The organism is Campylobacter volucris (genome assembly GCF_008245045.1).
GTDB lineage: Bacteria > Campylobacterota > Campylobacteria > Campylobacterales > Campylobacteraceae > Campylobacter_D > Campylobacter_D volucris.
On record NZ_CP043428.1, the window covers coordinates 45,939 to 61,900 of the forward strand.

Below are 15,962 nucleotides of genomic sequence, written 5' to 3' on the forward strand. Positions count from 1 at the left end.
AAATAAAATCAAAATTTTTATATACTTTATACAAGATTATCTTATCGGGCTTAGGCTTTATTTGATACAAAAAAGGTGTGATTTTTTATCAATTTTTTTAAGTTTTTCATCAAGTTTTTGTACTACACTTAACTTTTTTAAAGTGCTATATGATAGTGCTTAGAGATTATTTTTTAGGAAAATTTTTATGAAGATAAAATTTCTTATGCAAGAAGATGAGTGTGGTATTAGTTTAGATGAATTAAATCTTAAAAAACAAAATAAAAATTTAAATGATTGCTTACTTAGTGTGTATGATGATTTAACTTTTAAAGATTCTAAAGAAGCTGATTTAAAAAGAGAAAATGCAAATATTAATTCAGATAGCGCTATGGGTATGATGTTAAAATATGGCTCAGAAGGAGCAAAATACTATGTAGATGAGTGTATTTTGCCAAAACATATCGCAAATGCACACAAAAACGGCGATATACACATACACGATAAAGATTTTTATATGCTAACACAAACTTGCTGTCAAATAGACTTGTTAAAGCTTTTTGAAAATGGTTTTAGCACAGGACATGGAAGCTTAAGAGAACCAAATGATATACGATCTTATGCAAGTTTAGCATGTATTGCCTTACAGGCTAATCAAAATGAGATGCATGGGGGTCAATCTATACCCAATTTTGATTTTGCTATGGCAAAAGGCGTGGCAAAGACTTTTCAAAAAGAGTATAAAAAGGCTATAAATGCTTTTTTTGAAATAAAATTAGAGCAAAGTTTGGATGAGCAATGCTTTAAAAATGCTAATTTTCAAGTTTCAAGCGAAAAAGAATGCTTCAAAGAGCTTTTAAAGCTTGATTTAAATAGCGATGAGAATTTTTTAAAACAAGCAAACGCTTATGCTTATAAAAGAGCATTAAAGCAAACTCAAGATGCGACTTTTCAAGCTATGGAAGCTTTAATACATAATCTTAATACTATGAACTCAAGAGCAGGAGCCCAAGTGCCTTTTAGTACGCTAAATTATGGTACCGATACTTCTTTTGAAGGGCAAATGGTGATAGAAAATTTACTCAAAGCTACGATGAGAGGTTTAGGAAATGGCGAAACACCGATTTTCCCTGTGCAAATTTTTAAAGTAAAAGAGGGTGTTAATTATAATGAAACAGATCCAAACTATAAGCTTTTTAAGCTTGCTATAGAATGCGCTTCTAAAAGACTTTTTCCAAATTTTAGCTTTTTAGATGCAAGTTTTAATGTAAAATACTATAAAAAGGGCGATTATAATAGCGAAGTAGCTTATATGGGTTGTAGAACTAGGGTTATGGCAAATGTTTATGATGAGAGCAAAGAAATCACAAGCGGCAGGGGAAATTTAAGCTTTACAAGTATAAACCTTGTGCGTTTAGCTATAGAAGCTAAAGGAAATTTAGAGCTTTTTTACTCACTTTTAAAAGAAAAATTAGAGCTTGTGTATGAGCAATTACTTCATAGATATAAAATTCAAAGTCTAAAAAAGGCTAAAAATTTCCCATTTTTAATGGGCGAGGGAGTTTGGATAGATTCAGATACTTTAAAAGAAAATGATAGTGTAGAAAAAGTTATTGCACACGGGACTTTAGCTATAGGTTATATAGGACTTTGTGAGAGTTTAATAGCTTTAGCAGGTTCTCATCATGGACAAAGTCAAGAAGCAAGGGAGCTTGGCTTACAAATCGTGCGTTTTATGCGTGAATTTATCGATGAAAAAGCGCGTAAAGATAAACTGAATTTTTCACTCATAGCTACTCCAGCTGAGGGTTTAAGTGGAAGGTTTTTAAAGCTAGATCAAAAAAAATACGGCATTTTAAAAGGCATAACTGATAAAGAATTTTATACTAATTCCTTTCATATTCCTGTGGATTTTCCTATCAATATCTATGAAAAAATTCAAATAGAAGCCCCATATCATGAGCTAAATAATGGTGGGCATATTACTTATGTAGAATTAAATGGCGATGTAAGTAAGAATTTAGAAAGTTTTGAACGCATTATAAAATGCATGAAAGAAAGCAATATAGGCTATGGCTCGATTAATTTCCCTCTAGATAGAGATCCAGTATGTGGCTATAGTGGCGTGATAGATGAGTTTTGTCCAAAGTGTCATAGAAAAGAAGATGATATTAAATTTGAACGCATCAGAAGAATCACGGGTTATTTGGTAGGAACGCTTGATCGTTTTAATGATGCTAAAAAAGCTGAAGTTCATGCAAGAATTAAGCACCATTTTGATTAAATTAGCAGGAGTTGTAAAAGAATCAATAGTCGATGGATATGGTTTGCGTTATGTGATTTTTACTCAAGGATGCCCTCATAAATGCAAAGCTTGTCATAATCCACAAACGCACGATTTTAACAAAGGATATTTGCAAGATTTAGCAAGTTTATATGATGATATTTGTAAAAATCCTTTGCTTCAAGGTGTTACTTTTAGTGGCGGAGAGCCTTTTATGCAGGCAAAAAATTTAAGCATTTTAGCAAAGAACATTAAGGCTTTAGGACTTGATCTTACTATATACACAGGTTTTACTTATGAAGAGTTGTTGCAAGAAAAACCAAAGAAAGAATTGCTTATCTTAGCTGATGTTTTAATCGATGGGAAGTTTATTTTAGAGCAAAAAGACTTATCTTTAAAATTTAAAGGTAGTAAAAACCAACGCATTATCGATGTAGCAAAAAGCTTAGATCAAGGCAAAGTAATACTTTTTGAAAAATAAAGACTCATTTAGTCTTTTTTAATTTAACTATGTTAGAATGCTATAAAATTTAAAAAAGGAGAACAAAATGTTTGAATTAAGAAAACTACCTTATGAAGCAGATGCTTTTGGAGACTTTTTAAGTGCAGAGACTTTTTCTTTTCACCATGGCAAACACCATCAAACTTATGTAAATAATCTAAATAATCTTATCAAAGATACTGAATTTGCAGGTAAAGATTTAGTTTATATTATAAAAAATTCAAATGGTGGAATTTTTAACAATGCTGCTCAAGTTTATAATCATGATTTTTATTTTGATTGTATAAAACCAAAAACTTGCTCTGGTTGTGGCTGTTCTTTGGATGATTCATTTAAAGCAGCGGTTGAAAAAGATTTTGGATCAATGGAAAATTTAAAAGAAGAATTCATTAAAGGTGCTACGACTTTATTTGGTTCAGGTTGGTTTTGGCTAGTTTATAATACTCAAAATCAAAAATTAGAATTAGTTGCTACTAGCAATGCTGCTACGCCTATTACTGAAGATAAAATTCCACTTTTAGTAGTAGATGTATGGGAGCACGCATATTATGTTGATCACCGCAATGCTCGTCCTGCGTATTTAGATAAATTTTATGCACATATTAACTGGGAATTTGTATCTAAGGCTTATGAGTGGGCTATTAAAGAAGGTATGAATTCAGTAAGTTTTTATGCAAATGAACTACACCCTGTAAAATAAAAATAATCTCTTAGATTTTTTCTAAGAGATTATTCTAATACAATTTTTTCATTTAATACTACTTCACCTATAATAAAAGCGTTTGAATTTTCTAAAACTTTTCCAACATTGCAAGGACTCACAGCCATTACTAATCCAACCCCCATATTAAATGTTCTATACATTTCATCTTCATAAACATCTTGCCCTATTTGGTAAAAAATTTCTGGGGTTTTTAGATGATGTTTTCTGATGATTGCTCCCATGCCTTTTGGAAAAATTCGTGGTAAATTTTCTATTAAGCCTCCGCCTGTAATATGCGCAAGAGTATTAATAAAAGGTTTTAATTTTAAAAAATCTTGAACATAAATTTTTGTAGGTTCAAGTAAAATATCAATAATATTTTTTCCATCGATTTTATCATCAAATTTTAGCCGTTGCTTTTCAAATAAAACTTTTCTAGCTAAAGAATACCCATTTGAGTGAAGCCCACTGCTAGCTAAAGCAAGCAAGATGTCTCCATTTTTTACAAAATTTCTTCTATCTATTTCTTCTTTTTCTGCCATGCCTACTGCAAATCCCGCTAAATCAAAATCTTTTCCATGATACATACTTGGCATTTCAGCAGTTTCTCCACCTATTAGAGCACAATTTGCTTTTTTGCACCCATTTACTATACTAGCTATAACTTTTTTTGCTACTTTTATATCTAATTTTGCACTTGCATAATAATCTAAAAAAAATAAAGGAGTTGCAAAATTACAAATGAGATCATTTACACACATTGCTACCAAATCCTCACCTATGCCATCATACATTTGAGTATCGATAGCAAGACGAAGTTTTGTCCCAACCCCATCAGTAGCTGCTAGCATAACAGGATTTTTAAATCCTTGAGGCATAGCAAAAGCACCAGAAAAAGAACCTATATCGCCTAAGACATTTTCATTAAAAGTTTCTTTTGCTAAAGGCTTTATTGCTTTTACAAAATCATTGCCATCATCAATACTTACTCCAGCATCTTTATAACTTATAGCCATTTACTTTCCTTTAAGAATTTGAATGTATTTTAACTAAAAATTTTTAAGGTTAAATTATGAAAAATGCTTACTTTGTGACTTCAAGTATAGCAGGTGGAAAATCAAGTTTTATAAAAATAGTTAAAAAATTAGGTTTTTGCGCTATAAATGCAGATGAAATTGCTCATGAATTATTAAACGAACACTCTCATGATATAGCAAAAATTTTTAATGATTATACTTTAATAATAGATGGAAAAATAGATAGAAAAAAACTAGGAAATATAGTTTTTAATGATAATCTTTCTAAGAAAAAGTTAGAAGAATATCTTCATCCAAAAATCAAACAAGAAATTTTAAAACAAGCTAAAAAATTGGATGAATTAAACAAAGCTTTTTTCATAGAACTCCCTTTGTTTTTTGAAAATGATCATTATCAAGGTTTAGGAAAAAGCATTTTAATATATACTCCAAAAGATCTTTTGATCCAAAGGTTAATGAGCAGAGAAAATATAGACAAATCACAAGCCTTAAAAAGAATAAATTTGCAAATGGATATAGAAGATAAGAAAAAAATTGCAGATTATATTGTAGAAAATAATTCTAGTTACGAAATGTTTGAAAAAAATGTGTTAAATTTGTTACAACATAGCTTAAAGGTTTTTTAGATGAAATATTATAAGTATTGTGCTAGTGGAAATGATTTTGTAGTATTTACAGATACTGAAAAAAAAGATAGAAAAAAATTAGCTCAAATTCTTTGTAATCGTTATGAAGGCATAGGCGCTGATGGTCTTATAGTGGTGATTCCACATGATAGGTATGATTTTGAATGGCAGTTTTATAATTGTGATGGAAGCGAAGCAAGTATGTGTGGAAATGGTTCAAGGGCTGCAGCACATTTTGCACATCATTTTTTAAAAAAATCTCAATATTTAAATTTCATAACAGGCGCAGGATTGATCAAATCACATGTAGAAAATGATATAGTTGAAATTAGATTAAGTAGTGTCAAAAATGTAAAAGATCCTTTTGAATACAAACATAGAAAATGGCAAATGTGCGATACAGGAGTGCCTCATCTTGTTACTTTTGTAGAAAATTTAGAAGAATTTGATGAGGATTTGTGTAGAGAACTCCGTAGAAAATATAATGCTAATGTTAATTTTGCAAAGATCGAAGATGAGGATTTATTAAGAGTAAGAACTTTTGAACGCGGTGTTGAAAGTGAAACTTTAGCTTGTGGCACTGGAATGGGAGCTTGTTTTTATTTGGCTTGGTTGAATAAAAAAATAAAAGATAAAGTCATGGTTAAACCAAAAAGTGATGAGGAGTTGTTTTTTAGATTAGAAGATGGTCAGATATTTTTCAAGGGAAAGGTAAAATGCTGTTTTGAAGTTAATTATAATTTTTCTCATTAGTTGTGTTTTTTTAAAAGCTGAATTTGTGCCAGGATTTGATCCTAGTTTTTACGCTTTAGATATGGATCAAAAACGAGAAGTTTTTATAGGAAAAATTAATACCTTGCTTGATGAATCTTTTAAAAGTATTGAAGAAGAGCAAAAATTTGTAGATAGTTTTTTTAATGAAGCTTTAAAATCTAATTTTAGAAATCTAAATTCTAATGCTTTAGCTAGACTAAACAATTTAAAAGAAAAATATCGCATTAAAAATTTATACGATATTGAAGAATTTAAAAAAAGAATTCAAAAAGTCCCAAAATCATTAGCCATAGCTCAAGCTATCATAGAAAGTGCGACTGGAACTAGTCGTTTTGCTAAAGAAGCAAATAATCTTTTTGGAGAATGGACTTGGGGGGATAAAGGTTTAGTGCCTAAAAACAGAGAAGCAGGAAAAACTCATAAAATTCGAATTTTTGATACTTTGCAAGAAAGTGTGGATTCTTATGTGTTAAATTTAAATCGTCATTTTGCTTATGAAGAATTTCGCACTTGGCGTCAAGGTGCTTTAGAAAAAAATGAGAAATTAGATGGTAAAGAAGCTGCAACGCATTTGGAAAAATATTCTGAAATTAAGGGTAAATATACACAATTAATTTTATCAATTATTGAAAAACATCAACTTGATAAATTAGACTAAATTCCCAAAGCCCATTCATCAAATGGTAATAATAAAACTCTTACCCCATTGATGAAAATTTCTTCATATTGAGAAAGAGTTATGATGTATATTGATGATAATTGGAGTTGATTTTTGTTGAGTATTTTTTTAACTTTTAGTAAGATTAAATCTTTATCTTTGAAAGGTGAGCACAAAAAAGCGTATTTTATTGAAGGTATATAAAAATCAAAATTTTTTGTGTAATAAATTTCTTTTTTAAATTTAAACAATTCATTCAATACCAAATTTTCAAACAAGGCCTTAAAATCTTTTTGTATGCTTAATAAATTTTTTAAAGAAAAATCCCAAAAATATACTTTTTTTAAATTTTTTTCATAATTTTTTACAAAATACAAAGTGTAATTTTGCTCTAGTATTGATATGCTTTTATATAAAGTATCTTTAGATATTTTGATATCATTTTTTAAAGTTTTAAACAAATCATTGATGCTAAATTCACTAGAAATATTCAAGGCTATGAGTTTTAAAATATTTAGTTCTAATGGGGTGTAAAAACTTTTTAGGTAAAAAAAATCTATGTCTTGATTTTGATTTAAAATACTTCTTCCAGTTTGTAAAAAATAACTCACCATGGTTTTTATGTCGCTATATTTTTTATTTAAACTTAAAAATTCTTCAAAATCTAAAAAATCTAAATGAATTTCTTCAAAAGAATCTATCGTTAAATTTGCATTGGTGGTGCTTATGATGATTTGTAAATTAAGATGTTTTAAAGTATTAAAATCAAAATCATGATAAAAATTGCAAAGAGCTAAAAATTGAATTTGAGGATTATAAGTCAAAAATGAATTTAAATGCAATAAGCTATTTTTATCAAATCTTAAATCAGCACAATCTATAAAAAGTATTTTTTCGTGTTTATAAAAAGATAAAAAATTTAAGATTAAATTTTTTTTACCACTAGCAAAACCGCCTTTTAAAATAAAATTTTTATTGGTTTGAATTTGAATTTTTCTTTCGTTAAAATGCTGAATTTTTGGATAATTATCATAAAAATAATGCAGTAATTTCATAATTTATGGTGGAGCATAGCGGGCTCGAACCGCTGACCCCAACGCTGCCAGCGTTGTGCTCTCCCAGCTGAGCTAATGCCCCTCTTTCTTAAAAATTTAAAAAATTAAGTAATGATAATATATCGTAGCTTATATTTTCTTAAATGATTGTATTTTTATATAAAAATCTTTTTTCCTTTTTATAAGGATAAAAATACAAAAAAATTATATTATTTCTTGACTTTCAAAATGCTATTTTATATAATTTTCCAATCATTTTTATATGGTGGTTAGATTTACATCAAATCTAACGAGTTCTTTACAAAGGAAAAAATATGGAAAGAATCAGGCTTAAGCTAAAAGCTTATGACCACAGAGTTCTAGATCGCACAGTTGCAGCAATTGTAGAAGCTGTCAAAAGAACAGGTGCGGACATTAGAGGTCCAGTGCCAATGCCTACAAAAATAAAAAGATATACAGTTTTGAAATCTCCGCATATTAATAAAGATTCACGCGAACAATTTGAAATGAGAATTCATGCTCGTATGCTTGATATAGTAGCAGCTACTCCAGATACAGTAGATTCACTTACTAAGCTTGACTTGGCTCCAGAGGTCAATGTTGAAGTAAGAGCTATGGGTAAATAAGGATAGAATATGGAATACATTGTAGAAAAAATTGGTATGAGTAGAACAATCAACACACCAAGCATTCCTGTAACCTTACTTAAACTTGTTCAAACTAAAGTATGTGAAGTAGAAAATGGGAAAGCTTTAGTTGCTTATGTAAAAGGCAAAACAAATAATAAATGTATAGCTGGTCAGCAAAAAAAATACAATCTTTCAACAGAATTTAATAGATTTGCTTCTTTAGAAGTAGCAAATACACAAGCAGGTGATATTGATCTTAATCCTTTAAAAGAAGCTTCAATTTTAAAAGTAAGTTTTAATTCTAAAGGTAGAGGTTATAGTGGGGTTGTAAAAAGACATGGTTTTGCTGGTGGTCCTGCAAGTCATGGTTCAAGATTCCACAGAAGACATGGATCAATTGGTAACCGCGAATGGCCAGGTCGTGTTCAACCAGGTATGAAAATGGCAGGACACTATGGTAATGTAAAAGTTACTGTGAAAAATGAAATAGTATCGTTTGATGAAGAAAATGGAATTTTAGTTGTTAAAGGTGCAGTTCCAGGACATAATGGTGCTATGGGTAAAATAAGGATTGCAAAATGAGTAAAGTAACTGTTTTAAATGATAAATTTGAAAAAGCTAGTGAACTCGATCTTCCTGCAAAATATGCAGAAGTTAATCCTCACAACCTTTACTTATATGTAAAATCTTATCTTGCTAGCCTTAGAGCAAATACTGCTCATACTAAAGGCAGAAGCGATGTAAGCGGTGGTGGTAAAAAACCATGGAGACAAAAAGGTCGTGGTGGTGCAAGAGCTGGTTCAACAAGAACAAATGTTTGGGTTGGTGGTGCTGTAGCATTTGGTCCTACAAACAATCGCAATTATTTTCAAAAAGTTAATAAAAAACAAAAACGCTTGGCTCTTGAAAGAGCATTGGCTGACAAGGCTAACAATAATACATTATTTGTAGTAGATAGCTTAAATATTGAAAGCGGTAAAACAAAAGATGCAAATGCAGTTATTAAAAAGCTTGGCTTAAAAGATGCTTTGATAGTAAAAGACTTGCTAGATGAAAAAACATTTCTTGCTTTTAGAAACTTAGCAAATTGCTATGTTGTTGATATAAGCGAAGTAAATGCTTATTTAATATCTGTATTTAAGGCTGTTATTATTGAAAAAGCAGCACTTGAATCTATCGTAAAAGAGGGTTAAAATGGCAGATATTACTGATATAAAAACAATACTTTACACTGAAAAAAGTTTAAGCCTTCAAGAACAAGGTGTTGTAGTGATTCAAACTTCTCCAAAAATGACTAAAAATGGTCTAAAAGAAGTTTTAAAAGAATATTTTGGTGTAACTCCAGTAAGAATTAATTCTTTAAAAATGGATGGAAAAGTAAAGCGTTTTAGAGGTCGTGAAGGTCAAAGAAATAGCTTTAAAAAATTCTATGTTAAGCTACCAGAAGGTGTAAGCTTAGAAAATTCGGAGGCATAAGATGGCAATTAAAACATATAAACCATATACTCCAAGTAGAAGATATATCACAGGCGTAAGCTCTGAAGATATTACAGCAAAAGCTAGTGTTCGCTCATTGCTTGTAAAACTTCCAGCACATGCGGGTCGTAACAATAATGGTAGAATCACAAGCCGTCATAAAGAAGCAGGTGCTAAAAAACTTTATAGAATTATAGATTTTAAAAGAAGAAAATTTGGCATTGAAGGTAAAGTTGAAGCTATTGAGTATGATCCATATAGAAATTGTCGTATAGCTTTGATTTCTTATAAAGATGGCGAAAAAAGATACATCTTACAGCCAAAAGGTTTGGGTGTTGGTGATATTGTTTGTGCTGCTGAAAGTGGTCTTGATATTAAACCAGGCAACGCAATGAAACTTAGAAATATCCCAGTAGGTACTATAGTGCATAATATAGAATTAAAACCAGGTAAAGGCGGACAAATGATTCGTTCAGCTGGAGCATATGCACAACTTATGGGTAAAGAAGAAAAATATGTTATCTTAAGACTTGCAAGTGGTGAAATGAGACAAGTTTTAGCTGAATGTATGGCAAGTATTGGTGAAGTTGGGAATGAAGAATGGTCAAATGTGACTATCGGTAAAGCAGGAAGAAATCGCCACAGAGGTATTCGTCCGCAAACTAGAGGTAGTGCAATGAACCCAGTAGATCACCCACATGGTGGTGGTGAAGGTAAGAAAAATTCAGGTCGTCATCCAGTTACTCCTTGGGGTAAACCAACTAAAGGTGCAAAAACTCGCCGTAAAAAAGCTAGCGATAAGCTAATAATTTCAAGAAGAAAAGGAAAGTAAGATGGCTAGGTCACTAAAAAAAGGTCCTTTTGTTGATGACCATGTAATGAAAAAAGTCATCGCTGCTAAAAAAGCTAACGATGGTAAGCCAATTAAAACTTGGTCAAGACGCAGCACTATTATACCTGATATGATAGGTTTAACTTTTAATGTGCATAATGGTAAAAGTTTTATACCTGTTTATATAACTGAAAATCATATTGGTTATAAATTAGGTGAATTTGCACCTACTAGAACATTTAAGGGTCATAAAGGCTCTGTTCAGAAAAAAATAGGTAAGTAAGGGGAAATTTATGAGTAGAGCATTGATTAAATTCATAAGATTATCTCCAACTAAAGCGAGATTGATAGCTAGGGAAGTTCAAGGTATGAATGCTGAACTTGCATTAGCAAGCTTAAAATTTATGCCAAACAAGGGTGCTAAATTTATAGCAAATGCTATTTCAAGTGCTGTTGTAAATGGTGGATTTGAAGCAAATGAAGTGATTGTTTCAAGTTGTCGTGTTGATGCTGGTGCAGTTTTAAAAAGATTTAGACCAAGAGCTAGAGGAAGTGCTAGTCGTATTAGAAAGCCAACTTCACATATTTTAGTAGAAGTTAGCAAGGTAGAAGCAAGTGCTGAAAAAACCACAAAAGCTAAAAAAGCATCAGTGAAAAAGGAAAGCTAATATGGGACAAAAAGTAAATCCGATTGGTTTAAGATTAGGAATTAATAGAAACTGGGAATCAAGATGGTTTCCTACTAAAGCTAATATGGCAGAAAATATTGGTGAAGATTATAAAATCAGAACCTTTTTAAAAAGAAAACTTTATTATGCTGGAATTAGCCAAATTCTTGTAGAAAGAACAGCTAAAAAATTAAGAGTAACTGTTGTAGCTGCAAGACCTGGTATTATAATAGGCAAAAAAGGTAGCGATGTTGATGTGTTAAGAAAAGAACTTCAAGATTTAATTGGTAAAGAAGTAAATATCAACATCAAAGAAGAAAGAAAAGCAGGTGCTTCAGCTCAGCTTGCAGCTGAAAGTGTTGCTACGCAACTTGAAAAAAGAATTGCTTTTAGAAGAGCTATGAAAAAAGTAATTCAAGGGGCGCAAAAAGCAGGTGCTAAAGGGATTAAAGTTTCAGTTTCTGGTCGTTTAGGTGGAGCTGAAATGGCAAGAACTGAATGGTATTTAGAAGGTCGTGTGCCACTTCATACTTTAAGAGCAAAAATTGATTATGGTTTTGCTGAAGCTCATACTACTTATGGAAATATAGGTATTAAAGTATGGATCTTTAAAGGTGAAGTTTTACAAAAAGGTGTTCAATCTGAAAAAACCGAAGAAAACGCTCCTGCTAAAAAACCAAGAAGAGCAAGAAGAGGTAAGTAATCATGTTAATGCCAAAAAGAACTAAATATCGTAAAATGATGAAAGGGCGTAACAGAGGTTATGCCAACAGAGGAACTGAATTTACTTTTGGCGATTATGCGTTAAAGGCGACTGAGGCTGGTCGTATAAATTCTCGTCAAATTGAAGCAGCTCGTATTGCTTTAACTCGTTTTGTAAAAAGACAAGGTAAAACTTGGATTAGAGTTTTCCCTGATAAACCTTTAACTAAAAAACCTTTAGAAACTCGTATGGGTAAAGGTAAAGGTGCAGTTGAAGAATGGGTAATGAACATTAAGCCAGGTCGTATAATTTATGAAATGGCAGGGGTTAATGAAGAAATGGCAAGACAAGCTTTAACTTTAGCTATGCATAAATTGCCGTTTAAAACTAAGTTTGTTACAAGAGAGAGCCAAAATGAAATATACTGAGATTAAAGATAAAACAGCAGCCGAGCTTGCAACAATGCTAAAAGAAAAAAAGGTGCTTTTATTTACTTTAAGACAAAAGCTAAAAACAATGCAGCTAACTAATCCTAAAGAAATTAGCGAAGTTAAAAAAGACATCGCTAGAATCAATACTGCAATTAGCGCTTTAAAATAAGGATAGAAAATGGCATTTAAGAGAGAAATTCAAGGCGTTGTTGTTCAAATTGCTGGAGATAAAACAGCTTCAATTTTGGTTGAAAGAAAAGTTGTTCATCCAAAATATAGAAAAATAGTAAAACGCTTTAAAAAATATTTAATTCATGATGAAAGAAATGAACTTAAAGTGGGAAATACTATCATTGCAGTTGAGTGTAGACCACTTTCTAAAAGAAAATCATTTCGCTTAAAAACTATAGTATCAGCAGGAGTTGAGTAATGATTCAAAGTTTTACTAGGCTTGCAGTTGCTGATAATAGCGGTGCAAAAGAATTAATGTGTATTAAGGTTTTAGGTGGTAGCAAAAGAAGATATGCTACTGTAGGTGATGTGATAGTAGCATCTGTTAAAAAAGCTTTGCCAAATGGTAAAGTAAAAAAAGGTCAAGTTGTTAAGGCTGTTATTGTTAGAACCAAAAAAGAAATTCATAGAGACAATGGCTTTTTGATTCGTTTTGATGAAAATGCAGCAGTAATTCTTGATGCTAAAAGAGAGCCAATCGGAACTCGTATTTTTGGGCCAGTAGGTCGTGAAGTTAGATATGGTGGCTTTATGAAAATTGTTTCACTAGCACCGGAGGTGTTGTAATGAAATTAAAAATCAAAAAAAATGATATGGTAAAAGTTATCGCAGGTGATGACAAAGGTAAAACAGGCAAAGTTTTAGCAGTTTTCCCTAAAACAAACAAAGTTATAGTTGAAGGATGTAAAATTGCTAAAAAAGCTGTAAAACCAAGTGATAAAAATCCAAATGGTGGCTTTGTAAATAAAGAAATGCCAATGGATATTTCAAATGTAGCAAAAGCAGGAGAATAAAATGATGAGATTAAAAGAAAAATATACTCAAAATATCAAACCTGCTTTAGTTAAAGAATTTGATATCAAAAACCCTATGCTTATACCTTTTGTAGAAAAAGTTGTTATAAGTGTTGGTGCTGGAGAATTAGCAAAAGATCAAAAAGTATTGCAAAATGTTGCTGATACTATTTCTTTGATTGCTGGACAAAAAGCAGTTATTACAAAAGCTAAAAAATCAGTTGCTGGTTTTAAAGTTAGAGAAGGTTTTCCAGTTGGTGTTATGGTAACTTTAAGAAAAGATAATATGTATGCTTTTTTAGACAAGCTAATTACTATTGCACTTCCTCGTGTAAAAGATTTTAGAGGTCTTCCAAGAGATGGTTTTGATGGAAGAGGAAATTATAACTTTGGTTTAGACGAGCAGTTGATGTTCCCAGAAGTTGAATATGATAAAATTTTAAGAACTCATGGTATGAACATTTCTATCGTTACAACAGCAAAATCAGATAAAGAGGCACAAAAATTATTAGAATTATTTGGCGTGCCATTTGCAAAAGGAAAGTAATATGGCTAAAAAATCAATGATTGCAAAAGCTGCCCGCAAACCTAAATTTAGCGTTAGAGGGTATACTAGATGCCAAATTTGTGGAAGACCACATTCAGTTTATAGAGATTTTGGAATTTGCAGGGTTTGCTTAAGAAAAATGGCAAATGAAGGTTTGATTCCTGGTCTTAAAAAAGCAAGTTGGTAAGAGGAAGAACCATGATAAATGATTTAATTTCAGATTCACTTACAAGAATTAGAAATGCTGGGATGAGAAGATTAGAAACTACTCAACTTTTGCATTCTAAGGTTATTGAAGCTTTGCTTGGAATTTTTCAAGCTAAAGGTTATATTGAAAGTTTCAATGTTATAGAAGAAGATAAAAAGAAATTCATCAATGTAGTTTTAAAATACGATGAAAAAGGTAAAAGTGTTATCAATGAAGTAAAACGCATTTCAAAACCTGGCCGTCGTGTTTATAAAGGTAAAGATGAAATCAAAAGATTTAAAAATGGTTATGGTACTATAGTAGTAAGCACATCTAAAGGTGTTTTGGCTAACGACGAAGCTTATAAAGCAGGAGTTGGCGGCGAAGTTTTATGTACTATTTGGTAAGAGTTTCTACTTTTTATGGTATTCGATATCCATTCTTATAAAGTAGTCATATCGTAGACAAATAAAAAGGAAAAATATGTCACGTATAGGTAAACAACCAGTTGCTATTCCAAATGGAGTAGAAGTAAAATTAGAAGGTAACTTGCTAAAATTCAAAAAAGGAAATTTAGCAAAAGAGCTTGATACAAAAGCAAATGTAAATGTTGAGATCAAAGAAGGTCAAATTCTTTTTTCTCCTAAAGGTGAAGATAGACAAAGCAGAGCTTATTGGGGAACATATAGAGCTTTAACTCAAAATATAATTATAGGTTTAACTGATGGCTTTAGCAAAACTTTAGAAATCAATGGTGTTGGTTATAAAGCTGCATTAAAAGGTAAAGTTTTAGAACTTGCATTAGGGTTTTCTCATCCTATTAACTATGATATACCAGAAGGTATAGAAATTACTGTGGATAAAAATAATATCATTGTTAAAGGTAGTGATAAACAAGTTGTAGGTCAAGTTGCTGCTCAAATTCGTGAATTTAGACCACCTGAGCCTTACAAAGGAAAAGGTGTTAAGTATTCTACTGAGCGTATTATCCGCAAAGCTGGTAAAACATCTAAGAAGTAAGGATAGAATATGAGAGCAAATGTATTAAAAAGAAAAATATCTTTAAGAATTAAAAGAAAAAAAAGAATTAGAGCAAAAATTTCAGGGACACAAACTCTTCCAAGAATTTCTGTGTTTAAGTCAAATAGAACTTTATACATCCAAGCTATTGATGATGCTAAAGCAGTGACTTTAGCGGCTGTTGATGGTAGAAAAATTGGTGTAAAAGCAAATAAAGAAGGTGCTAAAAAAATAGCAGCTGAATTTGCGCAAGTTTTAAAAACTAAAAATATCACAGAAGCGGTATTTGATAGAAATGGTTATTTGTATCATGGTGTTATTGCAGCTTTAGCGCAAGCACTCAGAGAAAACGGAATCAAACTATAACCCAAAAGGAAGGTCGATGGAAAAATATAATAGAGAAGAATTTGAAGAAGTAATCGTCGATATCGGCAGGGTTACTAAGGTTGTAAAAGGTGGTAGAAGATTTAGATTTACCGCTTTGGTGATTGTTGGAAACAGAAAAGGTTTAGTCGGTGTAGGATATGGAAAAGCTAAAGAAGTTCCAGATGCTATAAGAAAAGCAGTTGATGATGCTTTTAAAAATATCGTTGAAGTTAAAACTAAAGGTTCTACTATTCCTCATGATGTAGAGGTAAAATATAATGCAAGTAGAATTTTACTTAAACCAGCAAGCGAAGGTACAGGAGTAATCGCAGGTGGTTCAACTCGTCCTATAGTAGAGCTTGCAGGTATTAAAGACATTTTAACTAAGTCTTTAGGTTCAAATAACTCAGCAAATGTTGTGCGTGCTACTATTAAAGCACTTACAATGCTTAAAGGATAA

Annotated in this window: 27 protein-coding genes and 1 tRNA gene; 25 read left to right on the forward strand and 3 right to left on the reverse strand. The window is 31.2% G+C overall.

Annotated features, from left to right (window positions below; genetic code table 11):
* Nucleotides 1-187 precede the first annotated feature (187 nt).
* The 3 genes from CVOLT_RS00245 to sodB all read left to right on the forward strand — a co-directional run bounded on the left by CVOLT_RS00245 (nt 188) and on the right by sodB (nt 3,465).
* Nucleotides 188-2,263 (forward strand): anaerobic ribonucleoside triphosphate reductase, encoded by a 2,076-nt coding sequence (locus tag CVOLT_RS00245; RefSeq protein WP_235362401.1) that lies wholly within the window; start codon nt 188-190, stop codon nt 2,261-2,263.
* Nucleotides 2,235-2,744: an anaerobic ribonucleoside-triphosphate reductase activating protein gene (gene nrdG, locus CVOLT_RS00250; protein ID WP_039664918.1), complete on the forward strand. Its 510-nt coding sequence runs from the start codon at nt 2,235-2,237 to the stop codon at nt 2,742-2,744. Before CVOLT_RS00245 ends, nrdG begins: the two co-directional genes overlap by 29 nt.
* Nucleotides 2,745-2,811: 67 nt before the next feature.
* Nucleotides 2,812-3,465 carry a superoxide dismutase [Fe] gene (sodB, locus tag CVOLT_RS00255; protein WP_039664919.1) on the forward strand — a complete coding sequence of 218 codons (654 nt, stop codon included), beginning with the start codon at nt 2,812-2,814 and terminating at the stop codon, nt 3,463-3,465.
* Nucleotides 3,466-3,494: 29 nt separating this feature from the next.
* On the opposite strand, the gene purM is transcribed toward sodB, so the two are convergent.
* On the reverse strand, nt 3,495-4,484 hold the full coding sequence (gene purM, locus CVOLT_RS00260) for a phosphoribosylformylglycinamidine cyclo-ligase (RefSeq protein ID WP_039664920.1): 990 nt from the start codon (nt 4,482-4,484) through the stop codon (nt 3,495-3,497).
* A gap of 56 nt (nt 4,485-4,540) precedes the next feature.
* Between purM and coaE the strand changes: the two genes are divergently transcribed.
* Genes coaE through CVOLT_RS00275 form a run of 3 tightly spaced genes read left to right on the forward strand, consistent with a single transcriptional unit; the run spans nt 4,541 to nt 6,563 of the window.
* Nucleotides 4,541-5,131: a dephospho-CoA kinase gene (coaE, locus tag CVOLT_RS00265; RefSeq protein ID WP_039664921.1), complete on the forward strand. Its 591-nt coding sequence runs from the start codon at nt 4,541-4,543 to the stop codon at nt 5,129-5,131.
* Nucleotides 5,132-5,884, forward strand: a complete 753-nt coding sequence (gene dapF / locus CVOLT_RS00270) for a diaminopimelate epimerase (protein ID WP_039664922.1) — start codon at nt 5,132-5,134, stop codon at nt 5,882-5,884.
* Nucleotides 5,856-6,563, forward strand: coding sequence for a glucosaminidase domain-containing protein (locus tag CVOLT_RS00275; RefSeq protein ID WP_039664923.1), 708 nt, complete (start codon nt 5,856-5,858; stop codon nt 6,561-6,563). Before dapF ends, CVOLT_RS00275 begins: the two co-directional genes overlap by 29 nt.
* On the opposite strand, the gene CVOLT_RS00280 is transcribed toward CVOLT_RS00275, so the two are convergent.
* Together CVOLT_RS00280 and CVOLT_RS00285 are read right to left on the reverse strand one after the other, a co-directional pair.
* A complete protein-coding gene (locus CVOLT_RS00280; protein WP_039664924.1) occupies nt 6,560-7,618 on the reverse strand; it encodes an ATP-binding protein in 1,059 nt (352 codons plus the stop codon). The genes CVOLT_RS00275 and CVOLT_RS00280 overlap by 4 nt on opposite strands.
* A gap of 6 nt (nt 7,619-7,624) precedes the next feature.
* A tRNA-Ala gene (locus CVOLT_RS00285) sits at nt 7,625-7,700 on the reverse strand.
* A gap of 232 nt (nt 7,701-7,932) precedes the next feature.
* On the opposite strand from CVOLT_RS00285, the gene rpsJ reads away from it, so the two are divergent.
* The 19 genes from rpsJ (at nt 7,933) to rpsE (ending at nt 15,962) form a co-directional block, all read left to right on the forward strand.
* Nucleotides 7,933-8,244, forward strand: coding sequence for a 30S ribosomal protein S10 (gene rpsJ / locus CVOLT_RS00290; RefSeq protein ID WP_012660810.1), 312 nt, complete (start codon nt 7,933-7,935; stop codon nt 8,242-8,244).
* A 9-nt stretch (nt 8,245-8,253) separates the two neighbouring features.
* Nucleotides 8,254-8,829 (forward strand): 50S ribosomal protein L3, encoded by a 576-nt coding sequence (gene rplC, locus CVOLT_RS00295; protein ID WP_039664925.1) that lies wholly within the window; start codon nt 8,254-8,256, stop codon nt 8,827-8,829.
* Nucleotides 8,826-9,440 carry a 50S ribosomal protein L4 gene (gene rplD / locus CVOLT_RS00300; protein ID WP_039664926.1) on the forward strand — a complete coding sequence of 205 codons (615 nt, stop codon included), beginning with the start codon at nt 8,826-8,828 and terminating at the stop codon, nt 9,438-9,440. The genes rplC and rplD overlap by 4 nt, the downstream gene beginning before the upstream one ends.
* Before the next feature lies 1 nt (nt 9,441).
* On the forward strand, nt 9,442-9,723 hold the full coding sequence (locus tag CVOLT_RS00305) for a 50S ribosomal protein L23 (protein ID WP_039664927.1): 282 nt from the start codon (nt 9,442-9,444) through the stop codon (nt 9,721-9,723).
* A gap of 1 nt (nt 9,724) precedes the next feature.
* On the forward strand, nt 9,725-10,555 hold the full coding sequence (gene rplB, locus CVOLT_RS00310; RefSeq protein WP_039664928.1) for a 50S ribosomal protein L2: 831 nt from the start codon (nt 9,725-9,727) through the stop codon (nt 10,553-10,555).
* A gap of 1 nt (nt 10,556) precedes the next feature.
* Entirely contained in the window at nt 10,557-10,838 is a 282-nt protein-coding gene (gene rpsS, locus CVOLT_RS00315; RefSeq protein WP_039664929.1) for a 30S ribosomal protein S19, read from the forward strand.
* A gap of 10 nt (nt 10,839-10,848) precedes the next feature.
* Complete coding sequence (gene rplV / locus CVOLT_RS00320; protein ID WP_039664930.1) at nt 10,849-11,223, forward strand: 50S ribosomal protein L22; 375 nt, start codon at nt 10,849-10,851, stop codon at nt 11,221-11,223.
* Between the two features lies 1 nt (nt 11,224).
* Complete coding sequence (gene rpsC, locus CVOLT_RS00325; RefSeq protein WP_039664931.1) at nt 11,225-11,926, forward strand: 30S ribosomal protein S3; 702 nt, start codon at nt 11,225-11,227, stop codon at nt 11,924-11,926.
* A gap of 2 nt (nt 11,927-11,928) precedes the next feature.
* On the forward strand, nt 11,929-12,354 hold the full coding sequence (gene rplP / locus CVOLT_RS00330) for a 50S ribosomal protein L16 (protein ID WP_039648881.1): 426 nt from the start codon (nt 11,929-11,931) through the stop codon (nt 12,352-12,354).
* Entirely contained in the window at nt 12,341-12,526 is a 186-nt protein-coding gene (gene rpmC, locus CVOLT_RS00335) for a 50S ribosomal protein L29 (RefSeq protein ID WP_039664932.1), read from the forward strand. Before rplP ends, rpmC begins: the two co-directional genes overlap by 14 nt.
* A 9-nt stretch (nt 12,527-12,535) precedes the next feature.
* A complete protein-coding gene (gene rpsQ / locus CVOLT_RS00340) occupies nt 12,536-12,787 on the forward strand; it encodes a 30S ribosomal protein S17 (RefSeq protein WP_039664933.1) in 252 nt (83 codons plus the stop codon).
* Nucleotides 12,787-13,155, forward strand: coding sequence for a 50S ribosomal protein L14 (rplN, locus tag CVOLT_RS00345; protein WP_039664934.1), 369 nt, complete (start codon nt 12,787-12,789; stop codon nt 13,153-13,155). The genes rpsQ and rplN overlap by 1 nt, the downstream gene beginning before the upstream one ends.
* Complete coding sequence (gene rplX / locus CVOLT_RS00350; protein ID WP_039664935.1) at nt 13,155-13,382, forward strand: 50S ribosomal protein L24; 228 nt, start codon at nt 13,155-13,157, stop codon at nt 13,380-13,382. The genes rplN and rplX overlap by 1 nt, the downstream gene beginning before the upstream one ends.
* A 1-nt stretch (nt 13,383) precedes the next feature.
* Entirely contained in the window at nt 13,384-13,929 is a 546-nt protein-coding gene (gene rplE, locus CVOLT_RS00355; RefSeq protein ID WP_039664936.1) for a 50S ribosomal protein L5, read from the forward strand.
* A 1-nt stretch (nt 13,930) separates the two neighbouring features.
* The gene (locus CVOLT_RS00360; protein ID WP_012660824.1) at nt 13,931-14,116 is read left to right on the forward strand and encodes a type Z 30S ribosomal protein S14; all 186 of its coding nucleotides are present in this window, start codon (nt 13,931-13,933) and stop codon (nt 14,114-14,116) included.
* 11 nt (nt 14,117-14,127) lie between these two features.
* Nucleotides 14,128-14,523 carry a 30S ribosomal protein S8 gene (rpsH, locus tag CVOLT_RS00365; protein ID WP_039617152.1) on the forward strand — a complete coding sequence of 132 codons (396 nt, stop codon included), beginning with the start codon at nt 14,128-14,130 and terminating at the stop codon, nt 14,521-14,523.
* A gap of 76 nt (nt 14,524-14,599) precedes the next feature.
* Nucleotides 14,600-15,136 (forward strand): 50S ribosomal protein L6, encoded by a 537-nt coding sequence (rplF, locus tag CVOLT_RS00370; protein WP_039664937.1) that lies wholly within the window; start codon nt 14,600-14,602, stop codon nt 15,134-15,136.
* A gap of 9 nt (nt 15,137-15,145) precedes the next feature.
* The gene (gene rplR / locus CVOLT_RS00375) at nt 15,146-15,502 is read left to right on the forward strand and encodes a 50S ribosomal protein L18 (protein ID WP_039664938.1); all 357 of its coding nucleotides are present in this window, start codon (nt 15,146-15,148) and stop codon (nt 15,500-15,502) included.
* Between the two features lie 16 nt (nt 15,503-15,518).
* Complete coding sequence (rpsE, locus tag CVOLT_RS00380) at nt 15,519-15,962, forward strand: 30S ribosomal protein S5 (protein WP_039617161.1); 444 nt, start codon at nt 15,519-15,521, stop codon at nt 15,960-15,962.

Coding starts and splice junctions, on each gene's coding strand:
- CVOLT_RS00360 (WP_012660824.1), top strand. CDS start 13,931: ATGGCTAAAAAATCAATGATTGCAAAAGCTGCCCGCAAACCTAAATTT.
- rpsE (WP_039617161.1), top strand. CDS start 15,519: ATGGAAAAATATAATAGAGAAGAATTTGAAGAAGTAATCGTCGATATC.
- rplV (WP_039664930.1), top strand. CDS start 10,849: ATGAGTAGAGCATTGATTAAATTCATAAGATTATCTCCAACTAAAGCG.
- rplC (WP_039664925.1), top strand. CDS start 8,254: ATGGAATACATTGTAGAAAAAATTGGTATGAGTAGAACAATCAACACA.
- rplX (WP_039664935.1), top strand. CDS start 13,155: ATGAAATTAAAAATCAAAAAAAATGATATGGTAAAAGTTATCGCAGGT.
- rplD (WP_039664926.1), top strand. CDS start 8,826: ATGAGTAAAGTAACTGTTTTAAATGATAAATTTGAAAAAGCTAGTGAA.
- rplF (WP_039664937.1), top strand. CDS start 14,600: ATGTCACGTATAGGTAAACAACCAGTTGCTATTCCAAATGGAGTAGAA.
- rplE (WP_039664936.1), top strand. CDS start 13,384: ATGATGAGATTAAAAGAAAAATATACTCAAAATATCAAACCTGCTTTA.
- CVOLT_RS00245 (WP_235362401.1), top strand. CDS start 188: ATGAAGATAAAATTTCTTATGCAAGAAGATGAGTGTGGTATTAGTTTA.
- rplR (WP_039664938.1), top strand. CDS start 15,146: ATGAGAGCAAATGTATTAAAAAGAAAAATATCTTTAAGAATTAAAAGA.
- sodB (WP_039664919.1), top strand. CDS start 2,812: ATGTTTGAATTAAGAAAACTACCTTATGAAGCAGATGCTTTTGGAGAC.
- nrdG (WP_039664918.1), top strand. CDS start 2,235: ATGCAAGAATTAAGCACCATTTTGATTAAATTAGCAGGAGTTGTAAAA.
- rpsC (WP_039664931.1), top strand. CDS start 11,225: ATGGGACAAAAAGTAAATCCGATTGGTTTAAGATTAGGAATTAATAGA.
- rplP (WP_039648881.1), top strand. CDS start 11,929: ATGTTAATGCCAAAAAGAACTAAATATCGTAAAATGATGAAAGGGCGT.
- rpsH (WP_039617152.1), top strand. CDS start 14,128: ATGATAAATGATTTAATTTCAGATTCACTTACAAGAATTAGAAATGCT.
- dapF (WP_039664922.1), top strand. CDS start 5,132: ATGAAATATTATAAGTATTGTGCTAGTGGAAATGATTTTGTAGTATTT.
- rpmC (WP_039664932.1), top strand. CDS start 12,341: ATGAAATATACTGAGATTAAAGATAAAACAGCAGCCGAGCTTGCAACA.
- rplN (WP_039664934.1), top strand. CDS start 12,787: ATGATTCAAAGTTTTACTAGGCTTGCAGTTGCTGATAATAGCGGTGCA.
- purM (WP_039664920.1), bottom strand. CDS start 4,484: ATGGCTATAAGTTATAAAGATGCTGGAGTAAGTATTGATGATGGCAAT.
- rpsS (WP_039664929.1), top strand. CDS start 10,557: ATGGCTAGGTCACTAAAAAAAGGTCCTTTTGTTGATGACCATGTAATG.
- coaE (WP_039664921.1), top strand. CDS start 4,541: ATGAAAAATGCTTACTTTGTGACTTCAAGTATAGCAGGTGGAAAATCA.
- CVOLT_RS00280 (WP_039664924.1), bottom strand. CDS start 7,618: ATGAAATTACTGCATTATTTTTATGATAATTATCCAAAAATTCAGCAT.
- rpsQ (WP_039664933.1), top strand. CDS start 12,536: ATGGCATTTAAGAGAGAAATTCAAGGCGTTGTTGTTCAAATTGCTGGA.
- rpsJ (WP_012660810.1), top strand. CDS start 7,933: ATGGAAAGAATCAGGCTTAAGCTAAAAGCTTATGACCACAGAGTTCTA.
- CVOLT_RS00305 (WP_039664927.1), top strand. CDS start 9,442: ATGGCAGATATTACTGATATAAAAACAATACTTTACACTGAAAAAAGT.
- rplB (WP_039664928.1), top strand. CDS start 9,725: ATGGCAATTAAAACATATAAACCATATACTCCAAGTAGAAGATATATC.